The sequence below is a fragment of the Kitasatospora cystarginea genome (assembly GCF_039533515.1).
Classification (GTDB): Bacteria; Actinomycetota; Actinomycetes; order Streptomycetales; family Streptomycetaceae; genus Kitasatospora; species Kitasatospora cystarginea.
On record NZ_BAAATR010000220.1, the window covers coordinates 1 to 545 of the forward strand.

The 545-nt window shown below is 72.1% G+C and carries 1 protein-coding gene; it reads right to left on the reverse strand.

The window, feature by feature from the left end; all coding sequences use genetic code 11:
* On the reverse strand, window positions 1-545 hold a 545-nt coding region (locus ABD369_RS40940), incomplete at both ends, for a beta-ketoacyl synthase N-terminal-like domain-containing protein (protein WP_344641715.1).

Below are 545 nucleotides of genomic sequence, written 5' to 3' on the forward strand. Positions count from 1 at the left end.
GTCTCCGGCCACTGCCGCGACTCGGTCAGCAGCGACACCGCACCCGAGGCCCAATCCACCTTCGGCGAGGGCTCGTTCACGTGCAGCGTCTGCGGCAGCACACCGTGCCGCATCGCCATCACCATCTTGATGATGCCGCCGACACCCGCCGCCGCCTGCGTGTGACCGATGTTCGACTTCAGCGAACCCAGCCACAGCGGACGGTCCGCCGAGTGCTCCTGGCCGTAGGTCGCCAGCAGCGCCTGCGCCTCGATCGGGTCACCCAGCGTGGTGCCCGTGCCGTGCGCCTCCACCGCGTCGACCTCGTCGGCCGACAGACCGGCGTTCGCCAGCGCCTGGCGGATCACCCGCTGCTGCGACGGACCGTTCGGCGCCGTCAGCCCGTTCGACGCACCGTCCTGGTTCACGGCCGAGCCGCGCACCACCGCCAGCACCGGGTGTCCGTTGCGCTCGGCGTCGGAGAGCCGCTCCACGAGCAGCATGCCGACACCCTCGCCCCAGCCCGTGCCGTCCGCGTCCGCCGAGAACGCCTTGCAGCGGCCGTC